The organism is Sandaracinomonas limnophila (genome assembly GCF_004005965.1).
Lineage (GTDB): Bacteria > Bacteroidota > Bacteroidia > Cytophagales > Spirosomataceae > Sandaracinomonas > Sandaracinomonas limnophila.
Genome location: NZ_SACY01000003.1, coordinates 238,297 through 254,285, shown reverse-complemented (window position 1 = coordinate 254,285; position 15,989 = coordinate 238,297). Strand labels below are relative to the sequence as shown.

15 protein-coding genes and 1 tRNA gene are annotated in these 15,989 nt (G+C 35.1%); 8 read left to right on the top strand and 8 right to left on the bottom strand.

The genetic code is table 11. The annotated features are described in order from the left end of the window. Positions 1-9: 9 nt before the first annotated feature. Complete coding sequence (locus EOJ36_RS07245; RefSeq protein ID WP_127803854.1) at positions 10-675, bottom strand: succinate dehydrogenase cytochrome b subunit; 666 nt, start codon at positions 673-675, stop codon at positions 10-12. Between the two features lie 151 nt (positions 676-826). Between EOJ36_RS07245 and EOJ36_RS07240 the strand changes: the two genes are divergently transcribed. The 3 genes from EOJ36_RS07240 to EOJ36_RS07230 all read left to right on the top strand — a co-directional run bounded on the left by EOJ36_RS07240 (position 827) and on the right by EOJ36_RS07230 (position 4,868). Further along, positions 827-3,700 carry a T9SS type B sorting domain-containing protein gene (locus EOJ36_RS07240; RefSeq protein ID WP_127803852.1) on the top strand — a complete coding sequence of 958 codons (2,874 nt, stop codon included), beginning with the start codon at positions 827-829 and terminating at the stop codon, positions 3,698-3,700. Between the two features lie 113 nt (positions 3,701-3,813). Beyond that, positions 3,814-4,695, top strand: coding sequence for an ACP S-malonyltransferase (gene fabD, locus EOJ36_RS07235; RefSeq protein WP_127803850.1), 882 nt, complete (start codon positions 3,814-3,816; stop codon positions 4,693-4,695). Positions 4,696-4,797: 102 nt separating this feature from the next. Then, positions 4,798-4,868: transfer RNA gene (locus EOJ36_RS07230), tRNA-Gln, on the top strand. Between the two features lie 62 nt (positions 4,869-4,930). Here the strand turns inward: EOJ36_RS07230 and EOJ36_RS07225 are convergent. The 3 genes from EOJ36_RS07225 to dusB all read right to left on the bottom strand — a co-directional run bounded on the left by EOJ36_RS07225 (position 4,931) and on the right by dusB (position 7,738). Then, positions 4,931-5,353, bottom strand: coding sequence for a QcrA and Rieske domain-containing protein (locus EOJ36_RS07225; RefSeq protein ID WP_127803848.1), 423 nt, complete (start codon positions 5,351-5,353; stop codon positions 4,931-4,933). An 84-nt stretch (positions 5,354-5,437) separates the two neighbouring features. Next, positions 5,438-6,664, bottom strand: a complete 1,227-nt coding sequence (locus EOJ36_RS07220) for a DUF2851 family protein (protein ID WP_127803846.1) — start codon at positions 6,662-6,664, stop codon at positions 5,438-5,440. 87 nt (positions 6,665-6,751) lie between these two features. Continuing rightward, positions 6,752-7,738, bottom strand: coding sequence for a tRNA dihydrouridine synthase DusB (dusB, locus tag EOJ36_RS07215; RefSeq protein ID WP_127803844.1), 987 nt, complete (start codon positions 7,736-7,738; stop codon positions 6,752-6,754). 75 nt (positions 7,739-7,813) lie between these two features. On the opposite strand from dusB, the gene EOJ36_RS07210 reads away from it, so the two are divergent. From EOJ36_RS07210 to EOJ36_RS07195, 4 genes are all read left to right on the top strand, one after another. Beyond that, the gene (locus EOJ36_RS07210; RefSeq protein ID WP_164847865.1) at positions 7,814-8,725 is read left to right on the top strand and encodes a CPBP family intramembrane glutamic endopeptidase; all 912 of its coding nucleotides are present in this window, start codon (positions 7,814-7,816) and stop codon (positions 8,723-8,725) included. A gap of 103 nt (positions 8,726-8,828) precedes the next feature. Further along, positions 8,829-9,023, top strand: a complete 195-nt coding sequence (locus tag EOJ36_RS07205) for a hypothetical protein (protein ID WP_127803841.1) — start codon at positions 8,829-8,831, stop codon at positions 9,021-9,023. Positions 9,024-9,027: 4 nt separating this feature from the next. Beyond that, positions 9,028-9,858: a phosphatidate cytidylyltransferase gene (locus EOJ36_RS07200; protein ID WP_238944434.1), complete on the top strand. Its 831-nt coding sequence runs from the start codon at positions 9,028-9,030 to the stop codon at positions 9,856-9,858. A gap of 143 nt (positions 9,859-10,001) precedes the next feature. Then, positions 10,002-10,718: a peptidase associated/transthyretin-like domain-containing protein gene (locus tag EOJ36_RS07195; RefSeq protein WP_127803839.1), complete on the top strand. Its 717-nt coding sequence runs from the start codon at positions 10,002-10,004 to the stop codon at positions 10,716-10,718. Between the two features lie 28 nt (positions 10,719-10,746). Here EOJ36_RS07195 and EOJ36_RS07190 read toward each other — a convergent pair whose 3' ends face one another. The 4 genes from EOJ36_RS07190 to EOJ36_RS07175 are packed head-to-tail and all read right to left on the bottom strand — an operon-like array spanning position 10,747 to position 15,362. After that, complete coding sequence (locus EOJ36_RS07190; RefSeq protein ID WP_127803837.1) at positions 10,747-11,205, bottom strand: DUF1569 domain-containing protein; 459 nt, start codon at positions 11,203-11,205, stop codon at positions 10,747-10,749. Continuing rightward, positions 11,205-13,148: an alpha-amylase family glycosyl hydrolase gene (locus EOJ36_RS07185; RefSeq protein ID WP_127803835.1), complete on the bottom strand. Its 1,944-nt coding sequence runs from the start codon at positions 13,146-13,148 to the stop codon at positions 11,205-11,207. The genes EOJ36_RS07190 and EOJ36_RS07185 overlap by 1 nt, the downstream gene beginning before the upstream one ends. Before the next feature lie 5 nt (positions 13,149-13,153). After that, complete coding sequence (locus tag EOJ36_RS07180) at positions 13,154-14,101, bottom strand: carbohydrate kinase family protein (RefSeq protein WP_127803833.1); 948 nt, start codon at positions 14,099-14,101, stop codon at positions 13,154-13,156. A 1-nt stretch (position 14,102) separates the two neighbouring features. Then, positions 14,103-15,362: an MFS transporter gene (locus EOJ36_RS07175; protein WP_127803831.1), complete on the bottom strand. Its 1,260-nt coding sequence runs from the start codon at positions 15,360-15,362 to the stop codon at positions 14,103-14,105. Positions 15,363-15,527: 165 nt separating this feature from the next. On the opposite strand from EOJ36_RS07175, the gene EOJ36_RS07170 reads away from it, so the two are divergent. Further along, positions 15,528-15,956, top strand: a complete 429-nt coding sequence (locus tag EOJ36_RS07170; protein ID WP_127803829.1) for a CBS domain-containing protein — start codon at positions 15,528-15,530, stop codon at positions 15,954-15,956. Positions 15,957-15,989 lie beyond the last annotated feature (33 nt).

Below are 15,989 nucleotides of genomic sequence, written 5' to 3'. Positions count from 1 at the left end.
GGCTGAGGATTATTTAATCAAGTTTAAATGAAAAGCAATTGGCATTGCAGCAAAAACTAAGGAAACTACAATTGCATAAATATTACCAATGCATTTAATAGTTGGCATGTATTTGGGATGATTCCAACCAATGGTTTGGAACGCACTTTGAAATCCATGCATTAAATGGTAAGCTAATGAACCACATCCAATTACATAAACAATTACAGGAATTGGGCTTACAAACACCTCTTTCATTTTTTCAAACATCGTCATTTGTTCTGGAATAGTACCCGCAATACGTGCATTGAACCAAAAATGAGAAAGGTGCATCACCAAAAACAATAATAATAATGTGCCAAGTAAACCCATTGAACGAGAGTACCAAGTGCTGTTTTTACCATTGATTACGGCATATGCAACAGGTCTTTTCGATTTGTTTTCAAAATGAAGTCTTAAACCATCCACCATGTGAACGATTAATCCTAAAAATAAAACAATTTCCATGGTACGGATGACAGGGTTAGTCGCCATAAATTCAGCGGCTTTGTTGAAAGTTTCACCTCCATCTTGTAAAAAGACCAGGGCATTCAGCGTGCAGTGAACCAATAGAAAGCTAATTAGAAATAATCCGGTAAGGGACATCAATAGCTTTTTCCCTAAGGAGGATCCGAGCGATTTAGTTAACCAAGACATAGTTAAAATTTATTATTGAGTTTGAATTTTAAAATTTGACATCAAAACTACAATTCAAAACCTTGTCTATCAAATTTAATTCATCAAAAATTGAAGATTTTTTAAATTTTTTCGTTTTTTGATAGTAAATTCAAAAATCTGAATCAAAAACATGTCCGCTAAAATTCAAAAATATTCATTTTTACTTTTTGTTTTAATTGGAACGCTAATTAGTATTCCCAATTTTGCCACTCACTTAAAAGGTGGAGAAATTACGGTTAAGCGTGTTTCGGACAAAACTTTAACATTTGAATTTACCTTAACAACCTACACCGAGAATAATCCAGCTAACCAGGAGCAAAACACAGTTAACTTTTGTTTTGGTGATGGTTCGGGTATTGTTAAGGTGCCTAGATGTTGTAATACACCTGTTTCCATTGGAAATGGGACCATGAAAAATATTTATAAATATACCTATACATATCCTGCGGCATCTTTAGCCTATAAGGTTTCTGTGGCTATTCCCAATCGAAATGAAGGGGTATTAAATATTACGCGGTCGGTAGAAGTTCCTTTTTATGTAGAAACTTCATTTTCAATTAATTCCGGATTAGGTCAAAACTCAACACCTTTATTATTGAATCCCGCAGTAGATCTTACTGCAGTTGTTGGTCAACCTTTTATACATAATGCCAACGCAGTTGATGCGGAAGGGGATAGCTTGGCTTATCGTTTAACAGTATCTAAAACAGGAGATGAATCCGTTTGTACAGGTCAAAATAGAGGAATTATGGCTCCAGGGTTTAAGCAGCCCAACGATTCCCTTTCAACTTTTACGATAAATTCCAAAACAGGTGATTTAATTTGGGATTCTCCTCATGTGGTAGGATTATACAATTGTGCATTTATTGTGGAAGAGTGGAGAAATGGTGTTAAAATTTCTGAAACTGTACGCGATATGCAAATTGAGGTAAAAGATTCAGATAATCGAGCGCCCAAAATTACTATTCCTGCCGATCGTTGTGTGGTGGCGGGTACACGGGTAACCGGTACCATTACTGCCCAAGATTCCCCCTCCAAAACAAATCGAATAGATGCATTATCCTTGTCGTCAACAGGAAATGTATATCAAATTGATACTGTTTATGCAGTTAAACCCACCTATGCAACCTTTACTGTTTTAGCTAACCAAACCGTTGGAACTGCCAAAGGAAATTTTGACTGGCAAACTAATTGCTACCATATCAGAAAAGAGGCTTATGATGTCTTTTTTAAGGTGACAGATAATCCACCTGCATTCAATAATGAGGTTGATAAATTAGTAGATAGCAAAATTTGGAAAATAAAAGTTTTGGCACCTTCCTTAAAAAACCTTGTTTCCGCCGTAAAAACAAGCGCAAAATCCGTTTTAATTAGTTGGGATGCCTACAGTTGTAATTTGTTAAATGCTGAAATTGTACTTTATAAAAAACAAGGAAATTGCCAAGAAGCAGTTAATACAAGCTGTGGAACTGGTATGAATTTAAGTGGATTTTCGGAATTGGCACGTTTAAAAAGTACAGAAACACAATATGAGGATAAGGCAATTCAAAACAATAAAAATTACGTGTACGTAGCCGTTGTTGTGTTTTCCTACAAAAATGGAGTAGAGGATGTGAGTCCGATGTCTAATTCATCTTGTATTTTTATACCTTCTTCAACTCCGCTTCTTACAAATGTTTCGGTAACCAAAACCAATGCCACCACAGGTGAGTTGCTGATTAGATGGTCACGACCATTTAAATTGGATACTACTATCTTTAAAGGCCCTTATTTTTACCAAGTTCAACGAGCAGATGGTAATTCAAATAATGTTTTTAAAAATGTTTCAGCTCTATTACCTGCACAAATCAAACCAGCAATTTCTGACACAAGTTTTGTAGATATTGGAGTAAATACTCAGAATAAAATTTATTCGTACAAAGTAGGATTTTATTACACAGATAATGGTAAGCCCGTTTTAATGGAAAATACCATTCCAGGAGGAAATGTTTATTTATATGGACAAAGTACAAGTAGTACGGCAATAAATTTAGCCTGGATTGTAGATTCACCTTGGAATAATGAATACCAATTGCATCGAATTTACAGGGAATATCCAAGAAAATCGGGAGTTTATAATCAAATCTCTGAAGTTTCAGTGGCAGGTGCAAATACTTTTACCTTTACCGATAATGGCAAGGATTATTTTACCCAAGATGGTGCTACAGACTATACTTTTAAAAAAGATTCTACTTATTGTTATATTGTAGAAACCGTTGGTACCTATCAACAATTATTGACCAATGTTCGATTGGTAAATGCCTCTCAAAAGGTTTGTTTTACAGCAGGAGGGGGAACAAATGGTGGTAATACAGATCCCGATAATCCCGTGGATCCCAATTTGGCACCATGTGCCCCGGTTTTGACAGTAGATAATCAAGATTGTGCATTGATGGAAAAAGTATCCAACTGTGTTTATGATAAATTTACGAATAATTTGAGCTGGAAACCTGTTAGTTCAAGTACTTGTGATCCAAATGTTACTTTGTATAGGATTTATTATAAAGCTAGCCCTTCAGGAAAGTTCGTTAAAATTGATTCTACCCAAAATACCTTTTACCAACATATAAAAACAGATGGGATTAGAGGTTGTTATGCGGTTTCTGCAGTGAATATAGGGAAGAAGGAAAGTCCGCTGAGTAATTTGGTATGTTTGGAAAATTGTGCGAATTTTGAGCTCCCAAACTTGTTTAGCCCCAATGGAGATGGATTAAACGATACATGGTTACCTATGCGTTGTCCAAAATTTGTCAGCCAGCTTACTTGTAAAATAATTGATAGGTACGGCCAAGAAGTGTATGATTATTCTGGGTCAATAAATGGTTTTGTGTGGGATGGTAAGAATAAATCTGGGAAATTAATGCCTGCTGCTACCTACTTTTATGAATGTCAGGTAGATTTTGATGTTTTAGATGAAAACCAAAAGAGAAAAGTAATAAAAGGGTGGGTGGAGCTTGTTAAGTAAGATAGTTATTTTGTGAGCAAGTTAGCGAGTGAGCAGGTGAGCCCCTTCGACAAGCTCAGGGAACATCAACCATCCACAACCAACAATTAACAATTAACAATTAATAATTATCAATGAGAGCATATATTTTTCCCGGTCAGGGATCACAATTTTCAGGGATGGCAAAGGATTTGTACGAAAGTTCAGATTTAGCAAAAGCTATTGTACAGGAAGCAGATGAAATTTTAGGATTTTCATTGTCAAAAATTATGTTCGAGGGAACAGATGAAGAATTAAAACAAACAAAAGTTACTCAGCCAGCCATTTATTTACATTCGGTATTAGTTGCCAAATTGGCTAAAGATTTTAAGCCTGATATGGTTGCGGGACATTCCCTTGGGGAGTTTTCTGCATTGGTTGCAGCAGGGGCTTTGTCTTGGCAGGATGGTTTACGTTTGGTTTCAAAGCGTGCATTAGCAATGCAAGCAGCATGTGAAATTCAAAAAAGTACGATGGCTGCTGTATTGGGCCTACCTGATGCGACGATTCAAGAGATTTGTGCGAAGTCGAATGGTGCTGTTGTTGCTGCTAATTTTAATTGTCCGGGACAAGTTGTTATTTCGGGAAGTGTAGATGGGATTGAAAAGGTAGGGGAGGAATTAAAGGCTGCAGGAGCAAAACGTGTTTTGCCATTACCTGTAGGTGGAGCTTTTCACTCGCCCTATATGGAGCCAGCGCGTGTTGAATTGGCAGCAGCGATAGAACAAACTGAAATTATGGCACCTGTTTGTCCTATTTTTCAAAATGTAAATGCTAAGCCTTCGCAAGATCCAACAACAATTAAAAAGAATTTAATTGATCAATTAACGGGTGCAGTATTGTGGACACAATCTGTGGAGGCCATGGTTGCTGCCGGAGCTTCGGAATTTATCGAATGTGGTCCGGGTAAGGTATTACAAGGATTAGTAAAGAAAATAAATGCGGAGGCTTTAGTTTCTTCTGCTGAAATAAACTAAAATTCAAGGGTTTAGCAGAATTGTCGATAAATAATTCGATTTTTTTGCTTCTGTATTTGATAATTTAGCCGAAAGGTCTTATTTTTGCACTCGATTTGTGATTGACCTATGGTGTAATGGTAACACATCTGATTTTGGTTCAGTCGTTCTAGGTTCGAGTCCTGGTAGGTCAACAAATTAAAAAGCCTCAGATAATTCTGAGGCTTTTTTGTTTTATAAAGTTTTTAAAAAAAATCTAAGTGATTTTTAATGTATTTCCGCTTTTGGTTACAGTGTAAATTTTCAAGGCTTTTCCAGTAATTCCATTGGTACATGTGCCATTGGTTGAAAATGTGGCTCCGTGTTCTGGGCAATAGAAGGAGGAACCTTGATATTTGATGGCATTTTTGTTTTCGTGGGGACAAGTAATCGACGCTGCTACGTAATTTCCATTTCCCGTATTTGCAATAACAACATTTGATACAATGGTGTATCCTCCTGTATTTGCGAGTGCAGTGGTGGTGCTTAAATCAACTGTTAAATCTACACTAGCTGGCACAACTGTATTATCGCTTGAACAAGAACTTAATCCTTTACTTGTACAATACAGGGCCACTAAAGAGGCACCTCTAAAGCCTAAATTTTTTAAAAATTCGTTTCTGTTAATTTTGTTATCCATGGGAAGGTTTAATTTTTAGCATATTACAATTTTTTATTTGATTAAAATATTCAAGTAGATAAAATCTGTTTTCATGAAGATAATTTAGCTTTTTGAAAACAAAAACTTTCCTACCTCACATTGTAAACATCTTTCTAATTGACAATAATTTTTCCACCAAAAAATAAATGCTTGGGAATCTGCAGCATTTTTTGGTGGAAATCCGATTTTGGTAAATTCTTTGTCGATAAAATGTTCTTCAGGTTTTAATTGGTTTAACCAATCCATAGCTCTTTTCTCATAACTCATATTTCCTTTGTGCTTGCCATAAAGTAGTAAAATGGGAATGATTGCGTTTAGTAAAATGCTTTTGAATGCTTGTTCTCCAAATGGTTTTGATTTGTTTTTAGAATGCACTTCAAAAAATATTTTCAAGGATTTCAGCTCCTGAATATCAAGAAAAAATGATAGTAAATTTACATTGTTTTGTAATAATTTACCCAATTCAAATATTCGAATGTTTGGATAATTGTGTGGTCTTAATTTGAAATATTTCCAATGAGATTTATTGATAAAATTGTCAGATAATTGATGTTTAATTTTCAAAAAATTAAATTCGTTTTGTAGTTTTTCAATTAAATGTTTTTCTGGAAAAAGTTCAATGAGGTCCGCCATTCCAAAAAATAAGGCTTGTATTCGTAGGTTTGAATCGCGGTATTTGTAAATTAATGACAAAGGAATTGATTGTGCCAATCGTAACATGGGTTCTGCATTTTGTTGAAATCCCATTGCTTTGGCTAAAGTTTGGTAAAGAGTTTCTTCCCAATTTTTTTGATTTGATTCCCAAAGTTTTTGGACCCCAGATGTTTTTTCGGCCAACCTTTTTTGCAAACAGTTTTCTTTCATTACTTCTAAATACTTAAAAGGTACATCTGCTAAAAGTTGCAGACATATAAAGGAACTGTTCGAATTGGAAATGAAATCATTAGGGTTGGCAATAAATTTTTTTAAACAAAGACAAGGGATTTTATAGCCGATTTCGTCGAAAATATCTTGGTCATTTTCCCATACTACATGTAAAATTACATTTAAGTAGGCCTGATCAGTTTGGTGTTTGTGTAAATTCCAGTCGGAGGCTTTAACATGAATTTCAACAGAACCTTGCCATTCTGTATTATCTAGTCTAATTTTTGCTTCCAAGAAATCTGGTCCAGAATAGAGATTTCTAGACCCTGCATTTAAAATTTGTATGCTTTCGCCTGATTGGGTGGTAAGGGGTAATTCTAATATTTTTTTTCCTTGCCAAATTTTATACAACAATTCTTCGTTCATCCTTTTTTAGACACAATCTAAAATGGATTTTTAAAAGTTGTCTGATAAAATAATGAACCGTGAAAAATTACCAATTTGTTGATAAAACTAGGCTGGTTCTTGATAGTAATTTCGGACCTCCTCCACGATATCTAAGATTTCTTCAAAAGTAGGAGCTGTAACTAGTCGAGCTCTAAAAGGTTTGAAATGGTCTAATCCCTTGAAATAATTAGCATAATGTCTTCTCATTTCTACGATTCCACCGTGGTTACCTTTCCACTTGATGGAAAATTCTAAATGTTGTAAACAGACTTTTATGCGTTCTTCTAAATTCGGGGCAGGTAAATGGGTACCGGTTTTTAGAAAATGTTTGATTTCATTAAAAATCCAGGGATAACCAATTGAAGCTCTGCCAATCATAATACCATCTACTCCGAATTTGTTTTTGTAATCCAATGCTTTTTCGGGAGAATCTATATCTCCATTACCGAAAATGGGAATGTTGATTCTAGGATTATCTTTAATTTTAGCAATGAGCGTCCAGTCGGCAACACCTTTATACATTTGAACTCGAGTTCTTCCGTGAACGGTTAATGCTTTTATGCCAATATCTTGTAAGCGCTCGGCAACATCTTCAATGTTTTTTGTAGAATCATCCCAACCCAATCGAGTTTTAACAGTAACGGGTAGATGGGTTGAATCAACAACAGCTTTGGTCATAGCTACCATTTTTGGGATGTCCTGAAGCAATGCTGCACCAGCACCTTTACAAGCCACTTGTTTGACTGGGCATCCGTAATTGATGTCGATTAAATCAGGATTTGCTGCGGTTGAAATTTTGGCACATTCAGCCATGGTTTCAATATTGCTTCCAAAAAGCTGTATTCCGATGGGCCTTTCGTAGTCGAAAATATCTAATTTTTGAACTGACTTAGCAGCGTCTCTGATGAGTCCTTCTGAAGAAATAAATTCGGTATACATGAGGTCTGCACCATTGGATTTGCATACTGCACGAAAGGGCGGATCTGAAACATCCTCCATTGGGGCAAGCAATAAGGGAAACTCTCCAAGCTCTATCTGACCAATTTTTACCATACTCTTCAAAAATTCCGTAAATTTACGAGCAATATGGGAGAAAATAACAATTTTTTAGGATTTCGAATGCTAGAAATGATATCTAAACTTTTCGTTTTAGCAGGATTTCTAATTTTAGGGGCATTTATTGGACAGTTTTTTGGCATGTTTGCGTCTGTCTTTATCCTAGAATTAAATATTAAATCAGGTTCAGATCCTGCTAAATTACAGGCAGTTTTAATGAATTTTATTCAAGATCCTAATTCTTTTAATCATGGTTCTAGAGCCTTTATGGCTATGCAATGGTTTACTTCCTTAGGTACTTTTGTTGGGTCGGCTTGGGCGTATAATAAATATCGTTTGAAACAGACTCTTTCTGATTTGTCACCGAATACACAAGTTTCATGGCATATTTATGTGTGGTCGGTAGTTGCTTTAATTGTAGGGATGCCCTTGATGGAGTTTATCATAAATTTAAATAAAAATATTGCTTTACCCGCAGGTTATCACACTTTAGAGGTTTGGATGAAAACCCAGGAATTGGCGATGGACAAGGTAACACAAACTTTGTTGAATTTTGAAACCCCCGTAGATTTCGTCTTAGGTTTGATGACAATTGGTTTTCTAGCTGCTCTAGGTGAAGAATTATTTTTTAGAGGAGTTTTACAAAATATCATTGAAAAGTATTCGCTGAATAGTCATGTAGCTGTTTGGTCAACAGCCATTATTTTTAGTTTTATACATTTTCAATTTTTAGGATTTTTCCCTAGAGTATTATTAGGTGCCTTTTTTGGTTATCTTTATGTTTGGTACAGAAATTTGTGGATTCCTATTATATGCCATTTTTTTAATAATGCCCTAGGTGTTGTATCTTCTTATTTGTACCAGCAAAAAATTATTGATACAGATCCTTTATCAGGCACAATTAATTCAGAATATTATATGGTTGTGCTTTCTTTGGTATTGGTGGTGTTTTATGTGAGAAGACTTTATAATTATAAATTATGAGTTATGAGTTATGAGTTATGAGTTATGAGTTATGAATTCATATTTTTAATTAACAATTTACAATTAACCATTAACAATTTACAATTAACCATTAACAATTAGAATGAATAACTGGACTGTAGTTGCAAAATCTGAGAGCTTAGAGCATTTAGAGATGTTAAAAATAAATTTAAAGGAAAATTGTGCAATTGATGCAATTGTTTTGAATAAAAAAATAAGCGGCTATCAAATAGGTTTTGGAGAATTATTGGTACCAAATCAGGAGGCTGATCTGGCGAAAGAATATTTAGAAAAATAGATTTATGGGATTAAAGGATATGTCAAATTTGATGCAAAGGGTAATTGCCGCAGTAATTGCAGTTCCATTTTTAATTTTTTGCATACAATTTAGTGATTATACTTTTTTAGGGTTGTTCTTAATCATTGGAGCTTTAGCTCAATTAGAATTTTATAAATTAATCGGTTCTATGGAAGGGAATTTGCCATTAACCTTTTTTGGTACTTTTTGTGGAATTGTGATGCATTTGTTGACCTTTTTTATTGAAAAAGGGGTTTTGGCTTATCAAAATTATTACATCCTTTCTCCCTTATTAACACTAATATTTTTTATAAAATTATATAAAAAGCAAGATGTAAATCCATTTCAAAATATTGCCTACACGTTTTTAGGCTTAATTTATGTGGCCCTTCCTTTTGCTTTATTAACGGTTTTGGCATTTGTTAAAAATGAAAACTATGATCCACAAATTATTTTGGGATGTTTGTTTTTACTTTGGGCAAGTGATTCTGGGGCTTATTTTGCCGGGACTAAATTCGGTAAGACCAAATTATTTGAGCGGGTATCTCCCAAAAAATCTTGGGAAGGTAGCATCGGGGGATTTGTTTCTGCTATGCTAGTCGCCTTTATTTTGGGTAAGTTTTTTACCAATTATACCTTAATCGAATGGATATCAATTGGTGTGATTATTGTAGTAGCGGGTACTTATGGAGATTTGGTTGAATCTCTATTTAAACGAAGTATAAATATTAAAGATTCTGCAAACACCATTCCAGGACATGGAGGCTTTCTAGATCGTTTTGATGGCTTATTGTTATCTATTCCATTTATAATTGCTTTATTGAAGTTGGTTTAAGAGCATGAGAATGTAAGAATCTAAGAATTTTAGAATATAGGAATATAGGAAAATAGGAATATAGGAAAATAGGAATTTTTAAATGCTAACAAACATTAACAATTTTTAATCACTTTGAATTCGATTTTTTGTCAAATTGCAGTATGAAATTTTGGCTTGTACTTTTTACGTTTTTTTTCTTGTTTGGTATTTCAGATGTGATGTCCCAAGGACAAGATAAAACTGTATTTTTTCAAGCAAGAGTGGTGTCATCCCGTAATGCTGAATATTTGCCTTTGGCCTATTTGTATAATCCAGTAGCTGGTCGCGGTGCTATTTCAGATAATTTGGGTGTTGTAGAGATGCAGGTTTTTCCTGGCGATACCTTGGTTTTTTCTTATGTAGGTTTTAAAAAGAAAATGTACATCGTTCCAAAAGATAATGAGCAGATCCATCAGACAGTTATAAAAATGGAGGAAGAATCCACTATGTTGGCAGAGGTGAAGGTATATCGACATTCGGACGAATCGGAATTTAAACAAGCATTTTTGGATATGAAATTACCTAATCAAAAAATGCGTGATAATGCCAACAGAAACTTAGATAAATCAGATTTAAAAATTATGGCCATGCAAGCTGGGATGGGTTCTGCAGCCAATTTTAGGAATTTTTCAGATCAAATGGTTTATAATCTAGCCAATAAGAATTTCTACAATAACGCATATCTTTCCTTAACCAATCCATTTGCATGGATGAGCTTTTTGAAATCTATCAAGAATGGGGATTTAAAACGTAAGGACTACCAGGAGGCTTATAAATTGGCTCCGAAGGAGAATGTGACTACGAAGGAATACCTGAATAAATTAAAAGTTGAAAATTAGATAATAATAAACGCGCATAGCGCGTTTATTATGCATCAAACTGCTCCAAATGGTGTTCCAAGTGTTTAATAAACATATTATTCCACTCAACACTTGTAAGCTTTCCAAAGATTAATGAAGGCTTTCCTTCAAAATATTCAGGTCCTAAATCTTTCGCTTTATTGATGTAGGCAATTAGTCTTGTTTTTTCCTTGTCAAATTCTTTATCGTCTGCAATGATGAATTCTTTTGCCGTTTTAAGATTTTTGCCATACTTTTTTTCATTGACAATCATTGGCTTTACAAATTTTCTCAAGAAGAATCGAACGATTGCAGGAGGTTGTTTGTGAATGTTTTCAAATGCCATTTCGTAGGTCACACAGCAATGAGCCATCATCTGAGACGCATTCATTGTACCCCAATTAGGTTTTGAATCGGGTTGTATTTGATTGAGTCTTTGAATAATTGAATCACAAACTTCTTTTGAAAAAATGTTAGGAAGTGCCATTATAATTTAAAGATATAGAATTGGTAAGGTTTGAAATTTAAGTGGTCGTGATCATAGGAAATAGTAATATTTTTGTTGGTCCAAAGGTCTTTTACCTTTTTGGGTTTTTCTCCATTTTCTTCAAAAACATAATAGGTTAAACCCTGATCTTGATTGCTGTAATTGAATAAGCAAATAAATGTTTCCTTTCGCAAGGTTCTTTTGTATCCAACAACCGATTTGTTATGAGAATGCAACCATTCAATGTTTTTGTAATCACCGAAAGCTTCAAATTGTTTTCTGATTTGAATTAATTTTTGGGTGGCTGAAAAAATTTGATTTTCGAAGGTTCCCTCTTTTTCCGCAAGAGCATTTTTTTTCCAATCAATAATAGGGCGATGCATCCATCTGTTATCATAACTTTTTCCAGCATCTTTTAAGTAGGAGTAATCATTTTCATAGCCAACCTCATCTCCGTAAAAAATAATTGGAATACCACCTAAAAGGAAGCTTTGGGCTTGCATTAAAATGATTTTTTGAATGGATTCCTGAATCTTTTTGCTGTCTTTGTCTGCTTTTGCTTTTTCTAAACCGCACAAGGAAGCCAATGAGCCAGAGATTCTTGCATCATTCGTTTTCGGATTCACTGCAAACAAAGCTCCTGCTGCAGGAGAATCAGTTTGAATACCTCCGTAATAATTTTTTAAATAATGTCTATGCAAATAGGGAGTAAAACCTGCCTGTTCAATCATGTAATCGTCGTATCCCAATCCAATATCGTCATGACAACGGGTATAGGTGATCCATGTTCCCCCCAATGGTTTTTTCTGTAATTCTTGTTGGGCAGCCAACATAATTCGGGTGTCGCCAGTAGCCAATGCATCCCATTGGACCGCCATTTGAGTCGCATTGTAGGCAACATCGCATTCGTGATTTACAAATCTACCAGTTCCAAAATACTCCATGATTTGGGCTGGAGCTACAATTGCTTCTCCCAACAGCGCCATTCCTGGAGTGGCAACTTCCGTACATAATTTAATTAATTGAAGTAATTTGTGTGCTTTGGGTAAATTCTGACAAGTGGTACCCATTTCCTTCCAAATGAAAGCGGGTGCATCAATTCGCAATACATCTACACCCAAATTGCCATAATGGAATACGTTTGAAAGCATTTCCAAGAATACCTTCGGATTTGTGTAATTTAAATCCCATTGGTAATGATGAAATACTGTCATGGCCCATTTGTCAGCTTCTGGTATATAAGTAAAACTACCAGGACTACTTTCTGGAAAAATCTCAGGCATGGTTTCATCCATCTGGTCTGGGATTTTTCTATCATCATAGAAATAAAAATAATCCTGATATTCTTTGTTGCCAGCTTTTGCTTTTTTAGCCCATTCGTGGTGATGTGAAGTGTGATTTAGCACAATATCAATCATCAAATACATGTTTTTGGCTTGTAATTCTTTTTGCAGATCGATCAAGTCTTTATTTGAGCCAAATCGCTTATCTACTTTCCGGAAGTCAGAAACTGCATATCCACCATCTGATTCACCTTCTGGACTTTCAAAAATGGGCATTAGGTGTAAATAATTTACTCCCAAATTCTCAAGATAATCTAATTTAGATTTCATTCCTTTTAAGCTTCCGGCAAAGCGGTCAACATAAAGGCTCATACCCATCAATTGGTTACTTAAATACCAAAATCCTTGCTTAGCCTTTTCTTCATCTCTTTCCTTCAATGCTTTACTTCTTGCAGCATGAGTCTCAAAAATGCTTTCCAAAAGCTGTTCAAAAAAAGTTGAATAATTTGGATGTTGGCCATAAATCATGTGAAATATGGCCTGAATTTCATCGATGTTAGCAATGAAATGTGTTAGGAATTGTTGGTCATTTGCCGTTTTTCCAAGTTTGAATTTTTTAGCAAGACCTTGTAAATGTTGTGTTAGGGTAATATTATACACGATATCTAATTAAAAATGCTATTATTTAAATGTTTAAAGGCCTCCATTGCCCCAAGAAATTCGCAAGTTCTGGCACCAGCTTTGTTGGCGTTTTGAACTAAATTTTTCCATTCCTCTTCTAAAAGGTCATTTGGCTTTTTATTTAATTGATCTAATTGATACAAAATAGCACCCACAAATGCATCTCCTGCACCCGTGGTGTCAACTGCCTGAATAGGAATTGAACCAATGGTAATCGTTTGACCTTTAAAACCTAATAAAGTACCATCTTTTCCAAGAGTTATGGCAAATACACCTGGACAAGTTTTCAGCAAAGCTTCAGTTGCTTCTGTCAATGTCTTTGTTCTTGTGATTAAAATCGCCTCCTCATCACTTAATTTAGTGAAATCGGCAATTTTTAGAAAGTCCTGGGAACAATTGATAAAAAGATCTTGCTTATCTCCAAAAAGTAAATGCCTATAATTGGGGTCAAAGCTAATGGTTTTGTTTGCTTTTTTCGCTTCCTTTAATAAATAATAATAGGCTTCTTTTAAGCTTCCTTCCAAGAATCCGGTGGCTGAGCCAAAGTGAATAATTGAAAAGTCGTTTAGATCTATTTTCTGAATATCTGCTTTATTTAAATGTGCATCTGCTCCACGGTTAAAAACAAAATCTCTTTCACCGTCCAACATCAAGGATACAAAAGCAAAGGTTGTGAAATTGTCCTTGTCCAAATGCACATGGTCTGTATTTACCCCAAAATCTTTCATTACCTCTACCAGTTGTTTTCCAAATGGATCATCACCAACTTTCGCACTAAGGCTAACATATCCACCCAAGGCGGCAATGGCTGCTGCAACATTGGTGGGAGCTCCTCCAGGTTTTTTTAAGAAATTTTGACCTTCTGAAAGCGAACTTCCTTTGTCGGTACAGATCATATCTATCAAGGCCTCGCCAATACACAATACACTCATATCAATTTTTTATACTTTTTGATTTAATTCTACTCGTTGCGATACATGCTAAAAGCAACAACACACCTGCAAAGGTAATGGCATTACGGGAATCATTTCCTAAGAAATTCTTTAATATATAGCCAAAAGTTAGGTTTTGAAGAATCATTGGGATGACGATCATCATGTTGATAATGCCCATATAAACCCCATAGCGTTCCTTTGGTATGTCATTTACAACTAACAAATAAGGGATTCCCATCATACTTGCCCAGCCTATTCCAAAACCTGTGATGGCAAAAAATAACAAATTTTTGTCACCAATCATTGGGAAAGTAATGAAGCCAATGGCTGCTAATAATAAGCAAACCATGTGAACCATTTTTGCACCATGTTTTTGTGCATAGCGCGCCAAAATTAAGGCAGTTAAAAAAGTGACAATATTGTACCAACCATTGACTAATCCAGTCCAAGAAACGGCCTCTTCATATAATTTTGGATTATCTTTTGGGGTAACATTCCAAACCGAAAGTGCTATACTTTTTGAGGAGTTTTGCCAATAACAGAATAGTGCATACCACTGAAATAAATAAACCAAGGCTAATTGCCACATAACTTTTGGCATTTCTAAAATGGCACTAAAAATTTCTTTAATGGAGCCAGAAGGACTTAATTTATTTGCTCTAATATGTTCCAATTCAGCTGCATCGGGTTCAATTTCTGGAGTAGTTTTCATGCTCCACCATATGGTTCCAACCGAACAAATGGCACCTAAAAAGAAGGATGCATATACCCAGGTGGGTAAGGATCCTGTTTTTCCTACAAATATTAATGGAAAAATAAACAAGGATAAATTAGCCAAGGTTTGTCCCAACCCTGTAAAAAAACTTTGCATTTGAAAGCCTGTACCTTGTTGGTCCTCATTTAATTTGTCTGCAACAAAAGCTCTGTAGGGCTCCATGGCAGTATTATTGCCTGCATCTAAAACCCACAATAATCCGGCGGCCATCCATAGACTTGAACTGAATGGATATAATAACAGACAGAGACTACATAATAATGCGCCTACTAAGAAAAATGGTTTTCTGCGGCCCCATTTCGGGTGCCAGGTACGGTCGCTCCATGCACCAATGATAGGCTGAACGAGCAGTCCGGTTACAGGACCAGCAATGTTTAAAATAGGTATTTGATCTGGGCTAGCTCCTAGGAAATCGTAAATGGGATTAATAGCACTTTGTTGAAGTCCAAAGGAATATTGTATGCCAAAAAAACCAACATTCATATTGATTATTTGGCTAAAGCTTAAAGAAGGTTTAGAAAGTTTCACAGGTAAGGTTTTATTCAAAATTAAATTTAAATAATTCAATTTTGGGAATCAAACTGTTATAGGCTGTTTTTTACTATATTTATGAGTATTTCATTTTTCACCATTTAAATCTCATTTAATATGAAAAAGGTTAAAGATATTTTAGCTTCTAAAAGCAAGCCGGTGATTAGTATTTCTCCTCGCGCGAAAGTTATTGAGGCTTTGCAATTGATGCAAACGCATAATATTGGTTCTGTAATTGTTATGAATGGTTCTACTTATCTTGGCATTTTTACTGAACGTGATTATGCTAGGAAAGTGATTTTAATGGGAAAGAGCTCCATAGACGCTTCTGTTGAAGAAATTATGACCACTGATTTGCCTGCAATTGACAGTGAAACGACCGTTGAAATGTGTATGATTATTATGTCGGATCGACATATTCGTTATTTGCCCGTTGTGGAAAATGGTATATTCCTTCAAATTGTATCTATTAATGACCTAATAACCATTACGATCAAAGGCCACCTGGAAACAATAGAACATTTAAAAAATTATATTCAGATGTAAATTTGAAAAATCTGGTTAAATTGTCTTTTTAAA